Here is a 14,699-nt window from a genome sequence, read left to right on the forward strand (position 1 = left end):
CTGCGAAATAACGGGGAAGCGTATATCAAGGCCTTAGCTTGCTTAAATAAAGTGTCTGCTGAATCGAAAGAACAACACAGCCCGCGAAGCCTCTTACTTAGCTTTCAATAGTGCGTAATGTTGAGACTTGGACTGTCACATCTAATTGAGCCTGTTTTAGGAGTTCTTTAACTTTTAAAAAATCGTCTTTAGAGGCGGATGGATGCAACCTTATCTGCTTGATTATTCGGTTCAAGTCATAGGCTATTACATAACCATCGCCCTTTGCTTTGATGACGCAGTGGCTTTGCTGCTTCCCTTGTTCACTCATACAGCACGTGAATAAGTCGTTCTCATATGATGGTTTGCCATCTGCGTATACAGTCCCAAATTGCTCTCGATCAAATCCAGTCAGCTTAGAATACCGATTCATATCAACAACTAACCTGAACTCTTTTTCATGCCGATATTTTTCTTCTTTAAACTTTAGAGGTTCATTTATTGCAATTGATTTTTTCTGATCGCTATATGCTATCTCATAAAAACTTGAAGCATTTGTAATAGGTTCCGGTAGCAAACGAATAAGAAGCAGCTCGTCGCTAATGAGAGCAACGCCATCAGAACCATATTCATTCCACATTTCTGCTGTTTCAGTTACACCGGCGTACCAAGATGAAAGATAGTTATCTTTTCTATTTAGCTGCATTAGGTTTTCATTCAGGTCGTCGAGGCGACTAAAAAGATCTTGGTTAATATCCCCCATTCTATGTTTCACTGCTTTAGTGATTGTCGAGCTATCATATAGACCTTCTTTGGGATCACTTTGACCAGCAGCAGACCCAATATACAAACCATAATCGGAGAGCAACCACTCAAATTTTTCTTTGCTGAGATATCGAATTAACACGCAGTGTTTCCTTAGAAATTAACGTCCACTTAAGCAGACAAAAATGCTTGGCAATCATTGTGGAGTGAAGCAAAACGTTATTTTAAATAATGAAACGCCATCATCGAACAATGAGCGACAGCCAAAGATTTACCTCCCTTTGAACACTCTCGCTAGGTTCTGCGACGCGCCAATTGAACCGTCGATATAACAAATATGACAGGAAGCAACCACATTGCGATCACCGCTAACAACGCTACCGGCTTAAAAATAACCAAAAACGGCATGTATAAATGATACCAAGGGAAATTTAGAGCCAGTGCAAATAGCTTAAAGCCGACAAACCCTTGGCATTCGAAGCCAATAAGCATCGCGTCATAGGCATAACATCCGACATATTCGGTAGTCTTCACGCCATATTCAACAAAACCCAGTATCGCCAAGTCTAACGCAAATAAACCAGCAACAATAATCATGTAGATTGAAGCTATTTTTTGAAGTCGCTTCCAATATATAGTTTTCAATTAAGTCCCTAACGTAAATTAAAACCGAAAATACCAAACATGACACATCACTGTTAAGCATCTTTTTATGTTCTTATCTACAGCGCTACGACGGCCGCTACTTCTATTTGTAAGTCGGGATGAATTAACCCACAAGAGAACAGGCAGATAACCTTCATAGAAGTGACATCGTTGTTCTCGAATTGAGGGTAACAAGCTAATTTGCGAACCAGGATGGTGAGTTTTACTCAATCAATTTTTGACCGCCGTTCATACTCAAGGATCGCTGACTCCTGACCAAGAATGTCCGAACGTTGCCCACTCATATCAAATGATTGATCCTTAGTTCCATAAATACTAAGCCCCGATATATAAAACGTTTTATTATGTTTAGTCGCATCAACATAAGGGCCTACAACTTGAGGTAAACCTTGGTCATTAACCCTTTCAACCACTGAATGCCTCCTTAGCACATGATGCATCTATTCAACAAATCGACTGATAATCACTTGATAATTTAATGCAGTAGATATGCCGCTAACTCGTTATACCGACCGCTATTGGTAAAATTCATCTCATTTTATTGCCTTGTTATGAGTATTTTTCAATAACCAGCGATGCCTGTTTGCTGTTGTTGGCATTCATAAAGCAAAACCCAATCGCTGCAAATATAGAAATAGCGATCACACTGAACCAAGTAAAACGATAACCATAATTATCAATTAAATAGCCGATCACAATAAAACTTGGCATCAACAAAACATTTCTGAGCGTCACAAGTACCCCCTGAATTCTCCCCCGGTGACTAGATGGAGAGTTATTCGCGAGATATACCCCTTCTTTCGTCGACAGCAAAACTTCTCCGGCGGATAAAAATAACCACGCTAAAAAGTGTATCGGAATTGTTGGATACAACATGACAAGCAAATACCCGAATGCAAACATTAAACCTGCATATGCCAAGCTAATTGTTTCTGTCTTACTGGAAGTTAATTTCATTAATAGCGGGGTAATAAGTACAACCAATACACACGCATAAGTCATTAACTGTCCAAATAAAACGGGGCCCGTTTCTCCAAAAATATGACTCAAATATAATGGGCTTGCCATCGTCATTTGGTTAAGTGAGTAACACAGCAGACCGCAAAGAAAGGTGAAAAATAATAGTCGTGGTCTTGCTTGCAGAACGGTCCAAACTGAGCCCGAAACCGCTTGCTCTAACTCACTTTCGTTTGTCGCTTCCGTTTCTGGTTGCACTTGAATAAAAATGGCAATAATCAAAACGCCAAATAATGCAGCCAAACCATTACCAAAAAATATCCACTCAGTATGCTTCCAGAATAAGTACCCTGCGATGATAGGGCCTAAAGCAGAGCCAAAATTATATGCAAGGTAGCTCAGTGACATCACCGCATCACGATTCTTAACATGAGAAAGGTCGGCAACCAAAGCGTTACTGGCTGGTAATGCCAAGCCAATAAAGAAGTAAGCACCGCACAAAAATGCAGGGACTAAAACGGGAGAATCAGAAACGAAACCACAGTAAATAAGTAGCAGAGCCCCTATCAACTCACCGACAACCATGACCCGTTTATGACCCAGGATATCTGATAACTTCCCACCTAAAAAGCTACCCAAAAGATAAGTTCCTGTAACACCCATCGCAAGGGAGCCTGCGACTGTGACTGAATAACCTAGCTTGTCAGTGAGTAGTAAGACTAAAAACGGAATAATGAAATTACCCATTCCTAGAATCATCCTCGCTATCGCCAAGTAATATATATTTTTCGGTAAACCGCGATAAATCGATATCGCAGATAAAAACTTGTGAATGACAAAACCCTCAATGAATTGAATTTACCTGAAGAAGTGAGCGCCGCTAGCGTCGAAGCGAAATCATTGAACCAAAAACATAAAACCCAAGCTTGAACAGAGACACCAAGCCTTAGAAATCACTCTTAATGTTTGATTATTGGCTATCTCCCACCAGCCAAATCGATAAAAGAACCGGTAACATAAGAAGCTTCATCAGATAGTAACCAGACAATTGCATTGGCGACTTCATCAGGGGTGCCACCCCGTTGCAAAGGAATCTGGGGAGACAAACGCTCAACTCTATTTGGCTCACCGCCATCGGCATGCATGTCGGTATAGATAAAACCAGGTCTTACCGAATTAACTCGGATCCCCTTTGGAGCTAGTTCCAATGAAAGACCTTTAGTCAAAGAATCCATTGCACCTTTCGATGTCGCATAATCGACGTACTCAAATGGAGCGCCACTTCGAGAAGCGGCAGATGAAACATTAACGATAGAGCCTGTCGCTATAGGGTCTATGCGCCTAATAAACTCACGAGAACAAAGAAAGCAGCTAGTCACATTAGACATCATCACTTTATTGAATCGTTCTAGATCAATCTCAGAGAAAGTCATTTGCGAAAACAAAACGCCTGCGTTATTGACTAAATGAGTCACAGGGCCAAACGCTTTCTCCGTTGCGTCAAATAAAGAGATGACATCACTTTCATTGGAAACATCCGCTTGAAACGAAAATGCTGAACCACCTAACTCTCTTATTTCACAAACCACTGCTTCCGCAGCTTGAGCATTTGCAAGATAGTTTACACAAACTTGATATCCTTTTGCGGCCAATAACTTTGAGGTAGCCGCTCCAATTCCTCGACCACCGCCAGTGACAATGACAACTTTATTCATGCAAATACTCCTTATGAATTTTTACGCTCTGGTGTAGAGAATGCCCTCATCATCCATCGGAAATTTCATAAAGTAAATACGCTAGCTTGGTTTGATTAAGTAAATATCGCCAAAAAAAATCCTATTAACCCTCTGGACTAAAGCACTCAGAATGCGCAAAATCCCCCGCGCCCAAAAATACTGCTTAAATATTGACCACCAAATAAAACTTTTTATTTCAGACTGTTACATGCACACTTTTGCTCAACTGGCGTATCAAAAGGTATATCGCACAAAATCAAAACATTGAACAAGTGATAAAAACGGCCATTGAAAGCTGCAATCAAGCGAGTTGGGGTGAGTGTTTCAATAGTTTATTCTTTTGTAAGGAGACCAAGGTGTCAGCTACGCGCTCGCCGCGCTCCAAACCGACAACCACAGCGCGACCCGGCCATACCCTTGTTGCCAACCCCCCATGCACTGCACAGGCATTAGCCGAACGAGCTAGCCAAAAGGCGAACAGTATAAGGAGAATGGCAGGGCTTAACGCCATTCACCCCGTCTTAGCCAAACTCGCCTTGGGAAAACGAACAAGGCCTTGGGCTCGCCAGCATCAACAGCGTTATTTACTATAGAAAGGAGCATCGGGCTTGTTCAACACCCGAATAAGGTGGCGGCTACGCGACACCTATTCTTATTTGTATGGATAATTATTAAGAAATATGAGTAAAGTGAGACTCAGGCTTAAGCAGCAACTTAAGCTTCTATTTAATAGCTCGATATTCTTAAGGCTCCTTTCAAAGGCCGATAACAAACGTGAGCATTAAGTGGAACTCCAAGCACCACACTCGAATAGTCTACAGGGTCTAGAACCCGTATTACGCAATATAGAGTCAGCTTATTATGAATACAGTAACAAATAAATGTATTAACGTCGGTGTCGATACAGGTAAAGAACAACTTGATGTTTATATTAGACCCCTCGACATTTTCTTCACTGTCTCCAACGATGATAAAGGTATCAAGCAAGCCATAAAAATCATTCAAAAACACACGCCATTACGAGTCGTGATTGAAGCTACAGGTCGATTAGAAATGCCTTTTATTATAGCTTGTCACAATGCCAAACTACCGTATGTAATAGCCAACCCTGTTCATGTAAGACGTTTTGCAGGCGCTATCGGGCAGAGGGCTAAAACAGACAAACTTGACGCAAAACTTATCGCGCACTACGCCGAAGCTATAAAGCCCAATTTAACGACACTAAAGCCAGATTCTATGCGACTCATGGCAGATTTAGTCATCCGAAGAAACCAGCTTCTTTCGATGCAAACAATGGAAAAAAATCGCATGAAAATTATGCCCTCGCAACTCATTCTGACGATTAAACCTATTTTAACTGCGTTTAAAAATCAGATAGAGAAAATTGAAAGCAAGATTATCAAGCTAATTGAAAGTAACCCTGAGTATCAAGCCAAGAATGAGATATTACAAAGCATGCCAGGAATAGGGAAAATTGCAGCGGCGTCTATCATTAGTAACCTTCCAGAGTTAGGGTTAATAACCAATAAACAAGCCTCATCTCTCGTCGGAGTGGCCCCAATGAACCGAGAAAGTGGCCGCTATAAAGGGCTCAGAAAAATTCAAGGGGGACGAGCTCAAGTAAGAACCGTGTTATACATGGCCATGATGTCAGCCATCCAATGTAACCCCATTTTTAAGAGCACATATCAGAGGCTTTTAGCTGAAGGGAAACCTAAAAAAGTAGCCATCATTGCATGCCTAAGAAAGATGGTAACCATCCTAAACTCAATGCTACGAGATGGCGCCTTATGGGATGCAAAAATAATTTAATCTAACTTATTGACACCATAGTCGTTTGTTATAAAGCTATTTATACGTACTGCCATTATGCTTTAACCAACCGTCAACATGACGACCATTAGGGTCATAATGAGTCCAGTGAACTACACCACCTTTTTCATTCCATTCATATTCACCATAAAATTGAACCTGATCACCTTTAGATATTGAATCGATTCTGGGAGCAAGATCAATGTTATGAGCAATTAGAATCGTTTGGCCTGATGGCAACTTTAGAATAAATTTTTGATGACGCGAACCTTCATTATCATCTTTTAATATACGAATTACCGTCCCACTTCCTTTAACCTGTACATCGCTTTGATGGTTTTCATAGGCTGATTTTACTGACGCAGCTTCAACAAGATTAATAGATTGCAGTAAAACAAATACGACAAATATGGATTTAAATAATTTACGCATATGCCAAACCTTCCCCAGCTTTATAGACATAATGACCCCCACGAGGTGCTAGCCTCCATTGTCGAGGGTTAGCGCGAAGCCAGAGCCATACTTAGTGTGTTAACAACTAAAGCTGGAGGCTAGCATGAATAACGATAACATAATTTTTATTGGCTTAGATACGCATAAGTCCTTTATACAAGTGGCTGTATTACAAGAACATCGTGGGGCTAAACCTGAGCACTTAGGCCGGATTAAATCGAACAAATCGGCGCTCATCAAACTGGCTCAACAACTGCAATCCAAGTATCCAAAAGCTACGTTACATTTCGTCTACGAAGCAGGACCTTGTGGATATTGGACCTATCGCCTGCTCACAAGTCTTGGGCATTGCTGTTACGTCGTTGCGCCATCACTTATCCCTAAAAAACCTGGAGATAGAATTAAGACTGACATGCGTGATGCAGCCAAGCTTGCAAAACACTTCAAGGCAGAAGAACTCACTCCTATCTATGTTCCTGAAGCAGAAGACGAGGCGATACGCGACTTATCCAGAGCCAGAGAAACTGCAATGAAAGATTTAAAAGATGCAAAGTTTCAGCTCAAAGGATTCTTACTACGCAACAACATACAAGCCAAGGTGAAAGACAATTGGTCGAAACAACACCTTCGTTGGTTAACCGAGCTTATATTGCCACACCATAGCCAACAGAGCGTCTTACAAGAAATGATCATGACTATCAGCGAGAGAATTCAACGCTTACAACGTCTCGACAATGAGCTGCTCCATCAAGTTAAAAATTGGCGATACTATCCCGTTGTGAAAGCGATTCAAGCCATGCGCGGGGTTCGTCTACTCGTCGCATTAGGAACCATCGCAGAACTTGGAGACTTGAGACGATTCGATCACCCAAGAAAATTGATGGCTTACCTCGGTTTAGTGCCGAGTGAAAACTCAAGTGGAAATAAAACACGACGAGGCAGTCTAACCAAATGTGGGAATGGTCGAGCAAGACGCCTGCTCATTGAAGGCGCTCATTCCTATAAACACAAAGCTAATATTTCTACTGAATTACAACGGCGACAAGAAGGGCTACCTAAAGAAGTTGTCGATATTGCTTGGCACGCACAACAACGATTATGTCGTCGTTATCAACGTTTACTCCAACAAGGAAAGCACCGAAACATTGTTGTGGCAGCAATAGCTCGAGAAATGATCGCGTATATCTGGACAATCGCCAGAGAGGTCGTTGTGAGTATCGTTGACCCTAGAACACGTATCTCGAGATTGCCCGCATGAGCCAAGAATTAGTGTTATCGCATTGGATGAAGCATCGGGTGTGGCACAACCACCGACGGCGTTAGGATGGCAGTAAAGCGCAGGCTTTATTGAACCTCGAGCATAGACTGAAGCCAGGTGCCACGACGAAATAAGTAAGGTTGGCTCTACTCATCAAATAGTGAGTAATCCACGCATATCAGCATGAGAACCAACGAAGTTACTTGCTTCATCTATGCGGTAACACTATACCCAAAACAAGTAGTAGGCTCTCAAATGTAAGAGTCGAAATTTCTGCGCTTTATATTGACTGTGGGGGTCATATCAACGCCTCAATAAAGGGCTCGCGTTAGCGCGTCCAGCCGAAGGCGAACTTTGATTGACTTGTTATAGCTATACACCGTCAAATTGCCCCCATGCTAGCCACTTGGTAACGGCCTTGTTTTGATCATAAATGACTTTGATACCACCGCAAGACTGCATAAATGGGAACCCCCAATATGGCTTACATGACTGGTGATCTCTCACTATTTTATTTTGGTATGTGCTTTCACGAAACTCGACGCCAATGCACTTTTCAACAGCGCTCATACTTTTACCGATGGATACACATTTGCTACCGAGACTATTGTAACGACTCTCCAATTGTTCAGGGCTTACACAAGATGCAAGCAAAACAGTAATAGCGATAATCGCAAGTGCTGGCTTAATCATTCTTGGGCCTATAACGCCGCATTAAGCGGACTAAAATAGTGGGTTAAAATGTGTAGCGAAGCGAAACCTAACCCACTGTTTTAGTTCCGTTTAAATGCCTTGTGTACGCCCAGCATGGGCATGAACTAATGAGGTGAAAGTCCTCTGTAGGAAGGTCACCGTTTAATAACATTCTGATTATTAAACGCTAACTACTAGCGAATGGCAAGGGCATTGCCGCGAGGGAATGTCTGAAGGAAGCCGGACGCAAATCTGCGAGCTGATGAACAAGAACATCATATGAGGCGTAGGCTGGAGGCGAGTTGGCACAAGACAACGAAGCCATGTGATCTAACGGCCACCGTAAATGATGCAGCAGTGCAGAAAAAAGAGAAAGTGCATGTTCTACTTCTTATAAATAAAGAGTGGGGGAGCTGTAGTGGCATAGTGAATGATTAACTGACTCCATGGCGATTTAAGCAGACGGCGTTTTTAGATAAAGAGCCCAACGCCCATCGTAATGGTTGGGACACGGTGAAGGCCTGAACCTGAAAATCAATGAGGAGCCTGTGCAGCTCATTGTCTCCGTATCCGACCGGACTGAGGAGTCATGGCGCAAAAACAGAAGCCATCATTGGAATGCAAAGGAGCTAATCGGCCGTTGTATTTTAACCGTTTTCAGGAAACGCCCTGTGCGGAGCCGCATGCAGGGTGTTGTGGGGGCTGGAGGTTAGATACCTCCGGCTACCCGATTAGCAGTTGACTTGCGTGTAGTCATCGTAGCCATGATATTCGAATTTTAGTGTTATTCCACTGGAGAATGTAATGTAAGCAAAAACTGATTCACCATTACTATCATATGAAATACTTTTAACTTCGAAACCAACTACACCTTCAAATTCATTTAAATTTAATAAGAGCAAGCAATTAGAAAAACAATTATTTACAGGAACACTTGGAAGCTCGGTATCACGCCAAAAAATGGTTTCACCATCAAAACACAACTTCACCCATTCACCGTCAAACTTTAAAAATGTTGTGTTCGCAGGGTCTGTCACCACCTCAGCCTCTTGCTGCTGAATCAAATAGAATCCTTGGCATAATTTTCCAATTATATCCGGCTCACTTCCATTTATATTAAAACTCAACTCAGACTCCCAGAGACTGCTAACGCCCGGCTCACCGAGCAAATTTTTGATGGCGGCTTTTTTGCCACGCAAAAAAGGTGACAGAGAAAATTTGTCCGGTGCAGCCGCTTGTTACAAGTTGGGTCATGCGAAGAACTCTATTACCGGCTTATCTTCAGCAACGATATGGTCAGTAATGTGGTAAACATCTTTGATCCAAGGATGCTGAAGTGCCTCTTCACGGTTAACAATATTACCGAGGAAATCTACATGGCTCCAAGGCGATTCATCTTTGTCAGTGACAGTTACAGCCCAATTATTGTCGTTATCCCAGATATTGACAGCAAAGGCTGTACGCATTTCTGGACTACCATCTTCGCCCCATTCACCTAAGCCTATTAAGGAGTAAGCAACTTTATCCTCGTGACCGTCAGTGAACAGCACATAATAAACAGCGAAAGCGTCACCGTCTTGGTATACAAAGCGCGTTAATCGTGTAGTGGTATTTCCACAACACTCACATGCTTCTAATTTTGGCTCTTCAAATTCAATTTCGATCATTGCTCAATACTTAAGACTTGTAACGCCTAATTAACAGGCAAAAATTTGTTGGCTAAAATAAGCGACGAAGGAGCAAAAGCCAACTGTTTTTTGTCCTTGTTTAATTTCTTGTTATATGGATTATTCCACAATGCTTGAGAAAACTGGATCTTGTCGTTTATTTATTTCAGTCTCTTTAGGAGCTAAAGAAGCACCTTGTTTTTTGAGCTGTACATAGGCATATAGTGGCCAAAAGACACATCTAATTGAAATAAATAACATTATAAGTTTACTCATAGCCAACTTTAAATTGTCAGCTTCATAAGTTGACGGCTCCCAGTTTAAAACTCCAGAAGCATAGTTAAAGGAATATAGAAACAGAACCATATAAAAGAACAAGACTGGATTTTTTAATCTATTAAGGAAAGCAATAATAGAAAAAACCACTACGAGAAAAGAAAAAACTAATTGAACAAGCTGAACCTGACTTAGTTGGTCTACAAACATTTCACCAGTAAAAATTGCAGCAAACAAAATAAAAAGAGTAAAAAACTCTAATAAAAAAACAATAGTGATATCTATAAGTAATAATTTATATACAAAACCTCGTTTTATTTTTTCATCTGTCTGTGTAGATAAGCCTTTCTTTTGCAAGATGACAAAAGGAACTGCTAAAGGGCCCATAATAGAACCTATGAAAGCCCACACTGATATACTTTTACCTTTATTTGAAGCTAATTTAGCGCAAAAAAGACCACTCAATAAAGAAGCAGGTATTAATATTAATAACCCAAACTCGAACTCGTGCATTCTGAAATCCATATAACGCTAAGTAGGCCGCACGTGCGGTCTATCCCATTCAATGAGCGCGCGTCCTATCACAAAAAACATGATCTTCATCACGTTCGCTCATCAATTTATGATTTGATATTAACCCATTGTCTACCTTAGTTTTTTACTCGGAATCAATCAATCATCGATCCATTTCTATCATTGATTACTTTGACAAATGACGCAAACGAAACTAAAAATACTGTATATATATACAGACAAAAGTGCGCAACATGTCAAACACACCATTGCGGCTCCAGCAGCGATTTAGAAATACGATTTATCAGCACCATTACAGTATTCGCACCGAGCAAACCTATTGGCATTGGATAAAACGTTTTTTGTATTTTAATCACAAGCAGCACCCAGCAAAGCTCGGAGCTGCTGATATTGAACGATTTCTAACTCATCTAGCGGTCGATAGGCAAGTCGCTCCGGCGACTCAAAACATCGCATTTAATGCCTTAATGTTTCTCTATAACAAAGTACTACGTATCGAAATGATTGGAATTCAGGCGAAACGCGCGAAAAAAACAAGTCAACATTCCCGTAGTTTTTACTCGAGCTGAAGTGAGCCAAGTGATTGCGAATTTACCCGCGGATTATCAGATCATGGCTTCACTGCTTTACGGTTCGGGACTAAGACTCAGTGAATGCTTGAGATTACGGATTAAAGACTTAGATTTTGATCAAAATACAATCACCGTACGGCAAGGCAAAGGAAATAAAGATCGCGTGACTTTGTTACCCCCTAACTTGATCCCAAAGCTTCGCGATAACATTCTCCTGAGCAAAAGTGTTTTTGCTCACGATATGAGTCTACATTATGCTGGAACGACGATGCCTTACGCGTTAGCCCGAATAATAAACTAGACATCCATTCTAAAAACAAAAATCTTTCACACTCTCGATAGCCAAGATTACGCTTTTAAATCCCATCATCTTCGCCGAGTCGCGCAAATGAACAAGGGAGCAAAGTTGAAGTCTGTTTGAGCGTAGTGTTTACTTCAACGCCCTTGAGAATGAGCAACGCAGGGTTTAAGAAGATGCAGGGCGAGCTTTCTTTTTGCTTAGCTAAGCTTTGCTCGTTGAAGCTTAATGACGTCGCCGTAGGCGAAAGCTTTTACCCCGTTGCTAACACAGAACGGGGCAAAAACGTTTTAGAAATGGCAACGTCCACATCGTGAGCGCTGCCATTTTAATATGACACTTTAATACTTGGTGCGAGACTTTATGGTCCGCCGACAGCTTGAACCATCACCGCCGAGTCGCTATTCCACAGTGACCGACTTGGCCAAGTTACGTGGTTGGTCTACATCGGTGCCTTTAATCAATGCGACATGATAAGACAAGAGCTGCATCGGAATGGTGTAAACAATAGGCGCGATCAGCTCATCAACGTGAGGCACATTAATCACCCGCATGGTTTCATCGCTGCTAAACTTAGCGTCTTTATCGGCAAATACATATAAAATGCCACCTCGAGCCCGAACTTCTTCAACATTAGATTTAAGTTTTTCTAATAACTCATTGTTCGGCGCCACCACAATAATTGGCATTTCTGCATCAATCAGGGCTAAGGGGCCGTGTTTAAGCTCACCCGCCGCGTATGCTTCGGCGTGAATGTAAGAAATTTCTTTTAACTTCAACGCACCTTCCATGGCTATCGGATATTGAGTTCCGCGGCCGAGGAACAAACTATGATGTTTGTCGGCAAAGTCTTCGGCCAATTCTTCAATCGCACCATCTAAAGTTAAAGCTTGCTCGATTTTCGCGGGTAAAGCCAACAAAGCACTCACGATCCGCTGCTCCATTTCTGCACTTAGCCCTTGATTACGACCAATGGCTGCTACCAACATCAATAAACCCGCCAATTGCACGGTAAAGGCTTTAGTGGAAGCGACTCCAATTTCGGCACCCGCTTTCATGATGTAGGCCATGTCGGATTCACGTACTAATGATGAGCCTTCCACATTACAAATCGTTAAGCTGGCGGTATAGCCTTGCTCTTTCGCCAGACGCAGCGCCGCTAAGGTATCGGCCGTTTCACCACTTTGCGACAAAGTGACTAACAAGCTATTTTTCGGAGTGCAGGACTTGCGATAACGAAACTCTGAAGCGATCTCAACATTACAAGGAATGCCAGCCAACTCTTCAAACCAATAACGAGCCACCATGCCCGAATTATAAGAGGTTCCACAGGCAATAATTTGCACATGCTCAATGCTCGGCAAAATAGCAGCGGCTTTTTCACCAAAGGCGCTGTCGAGCACCTTACCCGCTTTTAAGCGACCTTCTAAGGTTCGCTGAATAGCAATCGGTTGCTCATAAGTTTCTTTAAGCATGTAGTGACGGTATTGACCTTTATCACCGGCATCGTGTGCCGCGGTTGACTCGGTAACTTCGCGCTCAACCGATTGACCATTGGCATCAAAAATAGTCACCGAATGACGTGTCACTTCGGCAACATCACCTTCTTCTAGGAAGCTAAAACGGCGAGTGACGGGTAACAAGGCTAATTGATCGGAAGCAATAAAGTTTTCACCCACCCCATAACCAATCACCAAAGGACTGCCAGAACGAGCGACCACCAAACGAGAGGGGTCGCGTTTATCCATAATCACCATCCCGTAAGCGCCTTCCAGCTCCGCCACTGCAGACTGAACCGCCTCTAACAAACTTTGGTGATGCTTTAATTTATGCTCCACTAGGTGAGCAATCACCTCGGTATCCGTTTCAGAAGAAAATAGATAGCCTTTCGCCTGGAGTTGTTCGCGCAGCGGCTCATGGTTTTCAATAATACCGTTATGTACCACCGCAATGGTTTCACATGAAACATGCGGGTGAGCATTGCGTTCGCTTGGCTCGCCATGAGTCGCCCAACGGGTATGAGCGATGCCAGTGCCGCCCAATACTGGGGATTTGACTAAGGCATCGGCTAATTCTTGCACCTTGCCTAAACAGCGCACTCGGCTTAATACGCCATCGGGAGTCAACGTTGCAACACCAGATGAATCATATCCGCGATATTCCAAACGACGTAAACCTTCCACTAAAATATCGGCAACATCTCGTTGAGCAACAGCTCCTACAATTCCACACATATTTATGTCCTTGTGATAGATACTATGGTGCTATCACCAAGTTGACGCCTTGAGCCCGTATTTGCTCTGCAACTTTGGTTTCTAGCTGATTGTCTGTAACTAAAGTTGAAATATTTGACCAAGCCAACTCTAGATTGTGAATTTTTCTGCCTACTTTATTCGATTCGACTAAGACCACGACTTCACGAGCAACCTCTGCCATCACTTGGCTAAGACCCACCAGCTCATTAAAGGTAGTTGAACCCCGCAGTACGTCGATCCCATCTGCACCAATAAACAATTGATCAAAATCGTAGGCCCTTAAGACCTGCTCCGCGACCTGCCCTTGAAATGCCTCTGAATGACGGTCCCAAGTTCCTCCGGTCATCAAAAGTGTAGGTTCGTTTTCCAACTCGCGCAGCGCAGCAGCAATGCTTAAAGAATTGGTCATCACCACTAAACCTTCTTTATCTGATAACTCAGGTAACAGCGCAGCGGTCGTGCTACCGCTATCGATAATGATACGATTATGATCTCGAATTAAACCCGCCGCAGACTTAGCAATAGCTTGTTTTTGAGCAGAAATTAGCTCATCACCATGCTCATGAATTAACTCGCTAGGGATCGGTACCGCACCGCCGTAGCGTCGCAATAACAAACCATTTGCTTCTAAGCTCGCCAAATCTTTTCGGATGGTCACTTCTGAAGTTGCACAAAACTGAGCAAGTTCGTCAACCTTCACCTCACCTTGCTCGGTCAGCCTTTCCAATATTAAACGACGTCGTTGTTGAGTATTTCTTTTGATCATATCTTTCGACTT

The 14,699-nt window shown here is 42.4% G+C and carries 15 protein-coding genes; 4 read left to right on the top strand and 11 right to left on the bottom strand.

The features are described 5' to 3' along the window. Positions 1 to 97: 97 nt before the first annotated feature. The 5 genes from ACRRSW_RS22410 to ACRRSW_RS22430 all read right to left on the bottom strand — a co-directional run bounded on the left by ACRRSW_RS22410 (position 98) and on the right by ACRRSW_RS22430 (position 4,082). On the bottom strand, positions 98 to 886 hold the full coding sequence (locus ACRRSW_RS22410) for a DUF2971 domain-containing protein (protein WP_432460509.1): 789 nt from the start codon (positions 884 to 886) through the stop codon (positions 98 to 100). Positions 887 to 1,038: 152 nt separating this feature from the next. After that, the gene (locus ACRRSW_RS22415) at positions 1,039 to 1,389 is read right to left on the bottom strand and encodes a hypothetical protein (RefSeq protein WP_432460510.1); all 351 of its coding nucleotides are present in this window, start codon (positions 1,387 to 1,389) and stop codon (positions 1,039 to 1,041) included. 227 nt (positions 1,390 to 1,616) lie between these two features. Then, entirely contained in the window at positions 1,617 to 1,823 is a 207-nt protein-coding gene (locus ACRRSW_RS22420; RefSeq protein WP_432460511.1) for a hypothetical protein, read from the bottom strand. Between the two features lie 136 nt (positions 1,824 to 1,959). After that, positions 1,960 to 3,114 (bottom strand): MFS transporter, encoded by a 1,155-nt coding sequence (locus ACRRSW_RS22425; RefSeq protein WP_439037768.1) that lies wholly within the window; start codon positions 3,112 to 3,114, stop codon positions 1,960 to 1,962. A gap of 230 nt (positions 3,115 to 3,344) precedes the next feature. Beyond that, positions 3,345 to 4,082 carry a glucose 1-dehydrogenase gene (locus ACRRSW_RS22430; protein ID WP_432455336.1) on the bottom strand — a complete coding sequence of 246 codons (738 nt, stop codon included), beginning with the start codon at positions 4,080 to 4,082 and terminating at the stop codon, positions 3,345 to 3,347. Between the two features lie 882 nt (positions 4,083 to 4,964). On the opposite strand from ACRRSW_RS22430, the gene ACRRSW_RS22435 reads away from it, so the two are divergent. Further along, a complete protein-coding gene (locus ACRRSW_RS22435) occupies positions 4,965 to 5,915 on the top strand; it encodes an IS110 family transposase (RefSeq protein WP_432460513.1) in 951 nt (316 codons plus the stop codon). 36 nt (positions 5,916 to 5,951) lie between these two features. Here ACRRSW_RS22435 and ACRRSW_RS22440 read toward each other — a convergent pair whose 3' ends face one another. Continuing rightward, positions 5,952 to 6,347: a DUF3465 domain-containing protein gene (locus tag ACRRSW_RS22440; protein WP_432455335.1), complete on the bottom strand. Its 396-nt coding sequence runs from the start codon at positions 6,345 to 6,347 to the stop codon at positions 5,952 to 5,954. Positions 6,348 to 6,471: 124 nt separating this feature from the next. Here ACRRSW_RS22440 and ACRRSW_RS22445 point away from each other — a divergent pair, with 124 nt between their 5' ends. Further along, positions 6,472 to 7,626: an IS110 family transposase gene (locus ACRRSW_RS22445; RefSeq protein WP_432455334.1), complete on the top strand. Its 1,155-nt coding sequence runs from the start codon at positions 6,472 to 6,474 to the stop codon at positions 7,624 to 7,626. Positions 7,627 to 9,050: 1,424 nt separating this feature from the next. On the opposite strand, the gene ACRRSW_RS22450 is transcribed toward ACRRSW_RS22445, so the two are convergent. The 3 genes from ACRRSW_RS22450 to ACRRSW_RS22460 form a co-directional block, all read right to left on the bottom strand. Continuing rightward, complete coding sequence (locus tag ACRRSW_RS22450) at positions 9,051 to 9,446, bottom strand: hypothetical protein (RefSeq protein WP_432460514.1); 396 nt, start codon at positions 9,444 to 9,446, stop codon at positions 9,051 to 9,053. Between the two features lie 123 nt (positions 9,447 to 9,569). Continuing rightward, positions 9,570 to 9,986 carry a hypothetical protein gene (locus ACRRSW_RS22455; RefSeq protein WP_432460515.1) on the bottom strand — a complete coding sequence of 139 codons (417 nt, stop codon included), beginning with the start codon at positions 9,984 to 9,986 and terminating at the stop codon, positions 9,570 to 9,572. 120 nt (positions 9,987 to 10,106) lie between these two features. After that, positions 10,107 to 10,775 carry a hypothetical protein gene (locus ACRRSW_RS22460; protein WP_432455333.1) on the bottom strand — a complete coding sequence of 223 codons (669 nt, stop codon included), beginning with the start codon at positions 10,773 to 10,775 and terminating at the stop codon, positions 10,107 to 10,109. 254 nt (positions 10,776 to 11,029) lie between these two features. Between ACRRSW_RS22460 and ACRRSW_RS22465 the strand changes: the two genes are divergently transcribed. Next, entirely contained in the window at positions 11,030 to 11,365 is a 336-nt protein-coding gene (locus tag ACRRSW_RS22465; RefSeq protein WP_432455332.1) for a phage integrase N-terminal SAM-like domain-containing protein, read from the top strand. 43 nt (positions 11,366 to 11,408) lie between these two features. Further along, positions 11,409 to 11,669 carry a tyrosine-type recombinase/integrase gene (locus ACRRSW_RS22470; RefSeq protein WP_432456121.1) on the top strand — a complete coding sequence of 87 codons (261 nt, stop codon included), beginning with the start codon at positions 11,409 to 11,411 and terminating at the stop codon, positions 11,667 to 11,669. Between the two features lie 398 nt (positions 11,670 to 12,067). On the opposite strand, the gene glmS is transcribed toward ACRRSW_RS22470, so the two are convergent. Next, on the bottom strand, positions 12,068 to 13,900 hold the full coding sequence (gene glmS, locus ACRRSW_RS22475; RefSeq protein WP_432455331.1) for a glutamine--fructose-6-phosphate transaminase (isomerizing): 1,833 nt from the start codon (positions 13,898 to 13,900) through the stop codon (positions 12,068 to 12,070). 22 nt (positions 13,901 to 13,922) lie between these two features. Beyond that, positions 13,923 to 14,687, bottom strand: coding sequence for a DeoR/GlpR family DNA-binding transcription regulator (locus ACRRSW_RS22480; RefSeq protein ID WP_432455330.1), 765 nt, complete (start codon positions 14,685 to 14,687; stop codon positions 13,923 to 13,925). Positions 14,688 to 14,699 lie beyond the last annotated feature (12 nt).

This window comes from Agarivorans sp. QJM3NY_25 (assembly GCF_050870875.2).
GTDB lineage: Bacteria > Pseudomonadota > Gammaproteobacteria > Enterobacterales > Celerinatantimonadaceae > Agarivorans.

Bases quoted from the DNA above. Each gene is read 5' to 3' on its own strand.
- ACRRSW_RS22425 (WP_439037768.1), bottom strand. From the start codon at position 3,114: ATGGGTAATTTCATTATTCCGTTTTTAGTCTTACTACTCACTGACAAG.
- ACRRSW_RS22430 (WP_432455336.1), bottom strand. From the start codon at position 4,082: ATGAATAAAGTTGTCATTGTCACTGGCGGTGGTCGAGGAATTGGAGCG.
- ACRRSW_RS22435 (WP_432460513.1), top strand. From the start codon at position 4,965: ATGAATACAGTAACAAATAAATGTATTAACGTCGGTGTCGATACAGGT.
- ACRRSW_RS22440 (WP_432455335.1), bottom strand. From the start codon at position 6,347: ATGCGTAAATTATTTAAATCCATATTTGTCGTATTTGTTTTACTGCAA.
- ACRRSW_RS22445 (WP_432455334.1), top strand. From the start codon at position 6,472: ATGAATAACGATAACATAATTTTTATTGGCTTAGATACGCATAAGTCC.
- ACRRSW_RS22455 (WP_432460515.1), bottom strand. From the start codon at position 9,986: ATGATCGAAATTGAATTTGAAGAGCCAAAATTAGAAGCATGTGAGTGT.
- ACRRSW_RS22460 (WP_432455333.1), bottom strand. From the start codon at position 10,775: ATGCACGAGTTCGAGTTTGGGTTATTAATATTAATACCTGCTTCTTTA.
- ACRRSW_RS22465 (WP_432455332.1), top strand. From the start codon at position 11,030: ATGTCAAACACACCATTGCGGCTCCAGCAGCGATTTAGAAATACGATT.
- ACRRSW_RS22470 (WP_432456121.1), top strand. From the start codon at position 11,409: ATGGCTTCACTGCTTTACGGTTCGGGACTAAGACTCAGTGAATGCTTG.
- glmS (WP_432455331.1), bottom strand. From the start codon at position 13,900: ATGTGTGGAATTGTAGGAGCTGTTGCTCAACGAGATGTTGCCGATATT.
- ACRRSW_RS22480 (WP_432455330.1), bottom strand. From the start codon at position 14,687: ATGATCAAAAGAAATACTCAACAACGACGTCGTTTAATATTGGAAAGG.